This is a genomic window from Kitasatospora sp. NPDC059817 (assembly GCF_042731835.1).
Classification (GTDB): Bacteria; Actinomycetota; Actinomycetes; order Streptomycetales; family Streptomycetaceae; genus Kitasatospora.
On sequence record NZ_JBHWIR010000159.1, the window covers coordinates 1 to 5,640 of the forward strand.

Here is a 5,640-nt window from a genome sequence, read left to right on the forward strand (position 1 = left end):
TCTCCACCCTCGAACGCGGCACCCGCCGAAACGACGACCTCGCCAACGCCTACCGCGAATGGCTCACCACCGCTTGACAACCCATAGGAGCATCAGGCCCCGGCCTAACGCCCGCCACCGGCAGGCCCGGACGCAAGGAGCCGGCCGGGGCACCGCCCCGACCGGCTCACGCCACGCCCGTGCTCAGAGGTTCAGAGGTAGAGCCCGGTCGAGCCCTCCGTGTCACCGAAGCGGGTCGCCGCCACCGCGTGCAGGTCACGCTCGCGCAGCAGCACGTAGGTGGCGCCGCGGACCTCGACCTCCAGCTTGTCCTCCGGGTCGTACAGGACGCGGTCGCCCGGCTCCACCGAGCGGACGCTCTGGCCCACCGCGACGGCCTCCGCCCAGGTGCAGCGCTTGGACAGCTCCGCGGTCGCGGGGATCAGGATGCCGCCGGTCGAGCGGCGCTCACCCTCACTGCCCTCGATCCGCACCAGCACGCGGTCGTGCAGCATCCGGATCGGCAGCTTCTCGCCCAGCCGGTCGTGCCGCGCCGCCTCGTACTCGGGTGCGGCGGAGGAGGCCTGCGGGGTCGGTTCGTCGTTCGTACTCACGATCCCGAAGGTACCGCCCCCGGGCGCGCGGCGTGACGCTGGCCCGGCATGCGGGAAGCCGCGGCACCCGCGGGGCCGGGCACACCCCCAGGTCAGGGCACACCCTGGGCCCGGACACACCTTCCGGCCCGGGCACACCGAAGGCCGGACGCCTCCCGCGCCCGGCCCTCACCCCGCGCCCGTTCAGCCCTTGCGGCGCTTCCGGGCGGAAGCCACCAGCAGCAGCACGCCCACGCCGACCAGCGCGGCCGGAACGATCCGCTCCGTACGCGGCTGCCCCTTCTCGTCCACGAACTGCGCCCGCACCTTCTCCACCACGCCGTTGGCGGCGACGTACGCCCGGCCGGCCTTCTCCTCGACGGCGGCCACGGCCTTCGCCTTCACCTGGGCGCTGATCGTGCTCGGGTGGACGCGCACGGCCAGCTCGTCCAGGGTGGCCGCCAGCTGGGTGCGGGTCCGGGAGATGTCCGCCTCGATCTGGGCGGTCGTCCGCGCCGACTTGTCCTTCGTGCTCGCCTCGCCCACTCGGGCCACCCCATTCACTTGCTGATGTTGTCCTGTGCGACTGACCCAGTCTGTCAGTTGCCGAGCACGGCCGCGCGACCCCACCCACCATCGGAGGTAAGTTTGCCGTGCTATGACCGCCCGCCCCAGCAACAGGAGATTTACCCGTGAGTGAGCGTCTCCAGCCCGGCGACACCGCGCCCGCCTTCAGCCTGTCCGACGCCGACGGCAACCAGGTGTCCCTCGCCGACCACCTGGGCCGCAAGGTCATCGTCTACTTCTACCCGGCCGCGCTCACCCCCGGCTGCACCAAGCAGGCCTGCGACTTCACCGACAACCTGGAGGTCCTCGCCGGCGCCGGCTACGACGTCATCGGCGTCTCCCCGGACAAGCCGGAGAAGCTCGGCAAGTTCCGCGAGGCCGAGAACCTCAAGGTCACCCTGGTGTCCGACCCGGACCACCAGGTGCTGGAGGCCTACGGCGCCTACGGCGAGAAGCAGAACTACGGCCGCACCTACGTCGGCGTGATCCGCTCCACCGTGATCGTGGACGAGCAGGGCAAGGTCGAGCGCGCGCTGTACAACGTGAAGGCCACCGGGCACGTCGCCAAGCTGCTGCGCGACCTCAAGGTCGAGACGGCCTGACGCTCGAAGGCCTGGTGCTCCGGCGCCCGGCACCCCGCTCGCCTGGCACCTCGCTGAACGAAGCGGTGGCGGCACACCCCCCGACCGGGTGCACCGCCACCGCCGTCTCTCACCTCAGGGCGCCGTCAGCAGGCCCCGAGGTCGCTCCAGACGCCCCACGAGCCGCTGGCCGCGGGGTCGTCGCCCTTGGTCCACCACTTGTTCTGGTAGTAGTGGCCCTTCCACGACACCTTGGTGGTGGCCGCGTAGGTGGTGCCCGCGTCCCAGCTCGGGGCGGCCGTGCAGGCCCCCGTCGTCGGGGTGGCGGTCGCGGTGGCCGTGGCCGTCGCGGTCGGCGAGGCCGTCGCCGTCGGGGAGGCGGTCGCCGTCGGCGAAGCGGTCGCGGTCGCGGTCGCGGTAGGCGTCGGGGTCGGGGTAGGCGTCGGGGTCGGCGTGCCACCGTCCACCGTGCCCCGGGTCAGGTCGCCCTTGAGCCCGTACAGCGTGCCGTTCACGTTGACCGTCCAGTTCGACGGGGTCGAGACCGGCAGGTAGTAGACGAAGTCCAGGTCCACCGAGGCGCCCGGCGCCAGCGACTGCCAGCCCGGCAGCTTGACCGACACCCGGTTGTAGGTGCCCTTCAGGCCGCCCACGTTGCCCGGACCGGGGTTGTCCTGCCGGATGACCTGGAGGCCGAAGCCGGACTGGTCCTTGGCGTTGCCCGGAGCCGAGTTGCTGTAGTCGAACTGGAACTCGGTGCCGCCCGGCAGGGTCGTCGTCGAGTTGTTGACGATGTGGATCTTCGGGTTGATCGGGTAGTTCGAGTCACCCAGCGCGAAGTTGGTGAACGACACGTCGATCGGCAGGGTCTGCTGCGGCAGCGGGACCGTCGAACGGGTCGCGCCGTACGGCGTGGCCGCCTTGAACTTGTCGTACATCAGCGAGGTCAGCGTCGAACCCGGCACGTACTCGCCCTTGCCGCCGTTGGCGCCCGCGTCCCACTTGTAGTCGCCCGCGAGCTCCCAGATCATCGCGCCGCCGGCGCCCTGGTTGACGATGTAGTCCGCCTTGGCACCCACCGACTGCTCGTCCTCGGTGGAGAGGAACACCTTCTTGGCGTCGTTCCACAGCCACGGCGCCACCAGGCTGCTGCTGTAGTTGCGGGCGTAGGTGCCCTGCAGCGCGGTGTCCTTCACGCCGTACTTGGCCAGGTAGTCGGGCAGGATGCCCTTCTCCAGGTTCTTCGCGTGCCACATCGGGTTCGACCCGGCCGGGGACTCCTTGCCCGCGTCGTCCTTGTCGTTCCAGATGTTGTCGATGCCGACCGCGCCGTCACCGCAGGAGGTCAGGCCGGAGCCGACCGGGCAGGTCGTCGCCGCCGCGGTGCCCCACAGGCCGTTGGTGCCGCCCGTGACGTTCTTGAAACCCCGGGTGTAGTACGGCAGGCCGACGTTGATCCGGCCGCCCGGCATCGCACCGCGGAAGTAGTGGTACGACCAGTCGGCGTTCAGGTAGCCGATGCCGCCGTACTGGCCGGTGCCGTACACGTTGGCCGCCGCCAGCTCGCCGTCCTTGCCGTCGTCGAACAGCGAGGCGTTCGGGCCGACGTACTTGTTCCAGGCGCCGTGCAGGTCGTACGACATGATGTTGACGTAGTCCAGGTACTGCGCCACCTGGAAGGTCTCCATGCCACGCAGCAGGTAGCCGGACGACGGGGCCGCGACCGACAGCAGGTAGTGCCTGCCGTCGGCGGCGCCGGCCCGGTCCAGGTTCTCGCGCAGCGTCTTCATCAGCGCCGCGTAACCCTTCGCCAGCGAGCCGCGCTTGGAGTTGGCGAGCTGCCAGTCCAGCGGGTTTCCGGCGTCCTTCATCGAGGTCGGGTACTCGTAGTCGACGTCGACGCCGTTGAAACCGTACTTGCGGATGAAGTCGACGGACGAGGCGGCGAAGGTGTCGATGCCGGCCTGGTTGACGCTGCCGTCCGGGTTGACGGTCATCGAGTAGAAGCCGCCGGAGTTGACGCGCTTGCCGTCGTCCCCGAAGTAGCCGCCGGTCTCGGTCCAACCGCCCACCGAGATCAGGGTCTTGACGTTCGGGTACTGCTTCTTGAACTTCGTCAGCAGATTGAAGTGGCCCTTGTAGGGCAGCGTCGGGTCCAACTCGGCGCCGGGCACGCCCGGGAAGGAGATCCCGGTGGCCTCGTTGGTCGGGCCGTCGGTGCCGACGGAGAGCTTGTTGTCACCGCCGACGTGGCCGAACGCGTAGTTGAGGTGGGTGACCTTGTCCCAGGGGATGTCGTTCACCAGGTAGGGCTGGTCGCCGTTCTTGCCGGTGCGCCAGCCGGTGAAGTAGCCGATGATGCGGCGCTGGTGGTCCGCGCCCATCTTCTCGCGGCCGCCGGTGTCGTAGACCGAGCAGTACGGGACGTCCACGCCGGGCGTCTGGTACAGGCCGTCGGGGCGACAGGCCCCGTTGTCGACGGTCGCGGACGCCTGCGAGGGCACCGCGCCCAGCGTCGACAGCAGCAGACCGGCCAGACCGGCCGCCGCCAGCGAGATCGCGCCCGCCCGGGCAGCCGGGCTCTTGCGGCGGAGTGCGGCGGTGGGACGCCGCTCCGCCGTGTTTCGGATCAACACTCGGTCCTCCGGGAGAGAGTGTCGGCGCGTGCCTGTGGGGGAGCACGCACGTGGGGGATTGCAATTGGCGCCGAAGCTATGTGGTCTGAACCACATAGGTCAATAGGTCTGTACCAATTGGTAATCAAACCCCCAACCCCGCCAGTCACCCCACCGACGACAACAAGTCACCCCCTGGCCGAAACCCCGTCACCCGTAACCAAATCCCCCAACGATCGTTCGCACACCGGGGGACGGGCGAACCACTGCCCGAAGGGGAACAACCATGCCGGTCAAGTACACCCGCGAACTGCTCGCGTCGCTCGCGGCCGAGTCCAGCAACGTCAACGACATGATGCGAAAGCTCGGCGTGCCGATGGCGGGCGGCACGCACAGCTACCTGAGCCGGCGACTCCGGCACTACGGCATCGACACCTCACACTTCGCCCAGGAGGGGTGCCGCGCCTACAGGCAGCGCCAGTACTCGAAGGAGGTGCTGGCCGAGGTCGCTGCTGCCGCAACCACGCTCGACGAGATGCTGATCGCACTCGACCGCGAACCCAACCAGTACAACCGCTCCTACCTGCGGCGGAAGGCCAAGGCGTACGGCATCGACACGTCCCACTTCCCGTCGCCTGGAACCGTCTACACCCGGGAACTCCTCCAGGAGGCCGTCGTGGCCTCGCACAGCGTGGCCGGAGTCGTGCGCTACCTCGACCAGCGTCAGGCCGGTGGCACCCAGGCCCACATCGGGCGCCGCATCAAGGCACTCGGCATCGACACCTCACACTTCACCGGGCAGGCCCACGGCCGCGGCAAGCATGCCCCCACCAGAATCCCCGCCGAACAACTCCTCGCTCAGCGCCCCTGGGGGGCCAAGCGGCTCCCCGGCTCGCGAATCCGTAGCGCGCTGAACGAACTCGGCAGGCCGCAAGAGTGCGAGGGCTGCAGCACCGGCCCCGAGTGGCGCGGGCACCCGATGACGCTGGAGGTGGACCACATCAATGGGGACTGGTCGGACAACCGGCCGGACAACCTGCGGCTGCTCTGCCCGAACTGCCACGCCATCACTCCGACCTACTGCAAACAGAAGTCGAGGAAGCACGCTGCCTAGCGGCTTGGTCGAAGGAAGGTGTCGGCCAATTCGCGGGCCCAGTAACATGATGGTCAGCAGGACAGGCGGCCGTGGCGCAGAGGCGACGCAGACGGTTTAGGTCCGTTGGCCCGTGAGGGCTTGAGGGTTCGAATCCCTTCGGCCGCACCAGGATGACCTTCAAATCGAAGGGCCCGGCCGGCAATGTTAGT

Annotated in this window: 5 protein-coding genes and 1 tRNA gene; 3 read left to right on the top strand and 3 right to left on the bottom strand. The window is 69.2% G+C overall.

Annotation, left to right across the window (positions count from 1 at the left end):
- Positions 1 to 191 precede the first annotated feature (191 nt).
- Positions 192 to 494 (bottom strand): co-chaperone GroES, encoded by a 303-nt coding sequence (locus tag ACFV61_RS27225; protein ID WP_079136310.1) that lies wholly within the window; start codon positions 492 to 494, stop codon positions 192 to 194.
- Between the two features lie 282 nt (positions 495 to 776).
- Positions 777 to 1,118 carry a DUF3618 domain-containing protein gene (locus ACFV61_RS27230; protein ID WP_063349226.1) on the bottom strand — a complete coding sequence of 114 codons (342 nt, stop codon included), beginning with the start codon at positions 1,116 to 1,118 and terminating at the stop codon, positions 777 to 779.
- A 146-nt stretch (positions 1,119 to 1,264) separates the two neighbouring features.
- Here ACFV61_RS27230 and bcp point away from each other — a divergent pair, with 146 nt between their 5' ends.
- Positions 1,265 to 1,741 carry a thioredoxin-dependent thiol peroxidase gene (bcp, locus tag ACFV61_RS27235; RefSeq protein WP_063349225.1) on the top strand — a complete coding sequence of 159 codons (477 nt, stop codon included), beginning with the start codon at positions 1,265 to 1,267 and terminating at the stop codon, positions 1,739 to 1,741.
- Between the two features lie 125 nt (positions 1,742 to 1,866).
- Here the strand turns inward: bcp and ACFV61_RS27240 are convergent, their stop codons facing one another.
- A complete protein-coding gene (locus tag ACFV61_RS27240; RefSeq protein WP_380335140.1) occupies positions 1,867 to 4,356 on the bottom strand; it encodes a chitinase C-terminal domain-containing protein in 2,490 nt (829 codons plus the stop codon).
- A 265-nt stretch (positions 4,357 to 4,621) separates the two neighbouring features.
- On the opposite strand from ACFV61_RS27240, the gene ACFV61_RS27245 reads away from it, so the two are divergent.
- Complete coding sequence (locus tag ACFV61_RS27245; RefSeq protein WP_063349224.1) at positions 4,622 to 5,449, top strand: HNH endonuclease; 828 nt, start codon at positions 4,622 to 4,624, stop codon at positions 5,447 to 5,449.
- 65 nt (positions 5,450 to 5,514) lie between these two features.
- Positions 5,515 to 5,599: transfer RNA gene (locus tag ACFV61_RS27250), tRNA-Leu, on the top strand.
- Positions 5,600 to 5,640 lie beyond the last annotated feature (41 nt).

Excerpts from the sequence above, each read along its gene's own strand:
- ACFV61_RS27225 (WP_079136310.1), bottom strand. The coding sequence starts at position 494 with ATGCTGCACGACCGCGTGCTGGTGCGGATCGAGGGCAGTGAGGGTGAG.
- ACFV61_RS27245 (WP_063349224.1), top strand. The coding sequence starts at position 4,622 with ATGCCGGTCAAGTACACCCGCGAACTGCTCGCGTCGCTCGCGGCCGAG.